Annotated in this window: 1 protein-coding gene; it reads right to left on the minus strand. The window is 67.0% G+C overall.

Translation table 11 applies throughout. The annotated features are described in order from the left end of the window. On the minus strand, positions 1 to 1,435 hold a 1,435-nt coding region (locus CWM58_RS27840), incomplete at both ends, for a pyruvate carboxylase subunit B (RefSeq protein ID WP_100682225.1).

Below are 1,435 nucleotides of genomic sequence, written 5' to 3' on the forward strand. Positions count from 1 at the left end.
TCGCCGACCGCCACCGCGTCGCCGGCTTTCACCGCGATGCCGCGCACGGTCCCGGCCTGCGCGGCGCGGATTTCGGTCTCCATCTTCATGGCTTCCAGAATCAGCAGCACCTCGCCTTCGGCCACCGTCTGGCCTTCGCTGGCCAGCACCTTCCAGATAGTGCCCGCCAGCGGGGCGGTCACCGGGGTGCCGGCGCCTGCCGGGGCGGCGGGTGCAGTGGCAGGAACAGCCGCGATCAGCTGGCTGACGTCGCCGCCGTCGCTGACTTTGACCACAAAGGCTTTACCTTCCACTTCCACGGTGTAGACGCCGGAGGCGGCGGCTTTTACCGGTGCGGCAGATTTTGCTTCTTCCACCTGCGGCACGGGCTCAAAGGCTGCCGGGTTGTGGCGGTTCTCAAGGAACTTCAGGCCGGGTTGCGGGAACAGCGCCACGGTGAGCACGTCGTCGATGGCGTTTTCGGCAAGCGTGATGCCCTTCTCCTGCGCCTGGCGTCTGACGTCGGCTTCCAGCTGCGCCAGCTCCGGCTTCAGCAGGTCCGCCGGGCGGCAGGTGATGGCTTCAGCGCCGTCGAGCACCCGCGCCTGCAGGGCAGCGTTCACCGGCACCGGGGTGCGGCCGTACTCGCCCTTCAGGATACCGGCGGTCTCCTTCGCAATGGTTTTGTAGCGCCCGCCGGTGAGGACGTTGAGCACCGCCTGGGTGCCGACAATCTGCGAGGTCGGGGTCACCAGCGGGATGAAGCCGAGGTCCTCGCGCACACGGGGGATTTCCGCCAGCACCTGGTCCAGCTTGTCCGCGGCGTTCTGCTGCTTCAGCTGGCTTTCGAGGTTGGTGAGCATCCCGCCCGGAACCTGGGCGACGAGGATACGGCTGTCGGTGCCCTTCAGCTGGCCTTCGAAGGCGTGGTACTTCTTACGCACCTCGCGGAAGTACGCGGCGATGCTCTCCAGCTTGTGGATATTGAGGCCGGTGTCGTACGGCGTGCCGGCGAGGGTGGCCACCAGCGCCTCGGTGGCCGGGTGGCCGTAGGTGGCGCTCATCGAGGAGATGGCGGTATCCACGCCGTCGACCCCGGCCTCAATGGCCTTCAGCAGGGCCATCTCCGCCATCCCGGTGGTGGCGTGGCAGTGCAGGTGCAGGGTGACGTCATAGCGCTTCTTGATTTCGCTGACCAGCTCAAAGGCGGCATGCGGCGTCAGAATGCCGGACATGTCCTTGATGGCGACGGAATCAACGCCGGTCTCCAGCAGCTGTTCGGTGAGGTCGAGCCAGGTCTGCAGGGTGTGGGCCGGACTGGTGGTGTACGAAAGCGTGCCCTGGGCGTGGGCGCCGTGGCGGCGGACCGCCTGCAGGGCGGCCTGCATGTTGCGCGGGTCGTTCATGGCGTCGAAGACGCGGAAGACGTCCATGCCGTTTTTGACGGCGCGCTCCA

The organism is Klebsiella sp. H-Nf2 (genome assembly GCF_002806645.1).
GTDB classification, from domain to species: Bacteria; Pseudomonadota; Gammaproteobacteria; order Enterobacterales; family Enterobacteriaceae; genus Klebsiella; species Klebsiella variicola.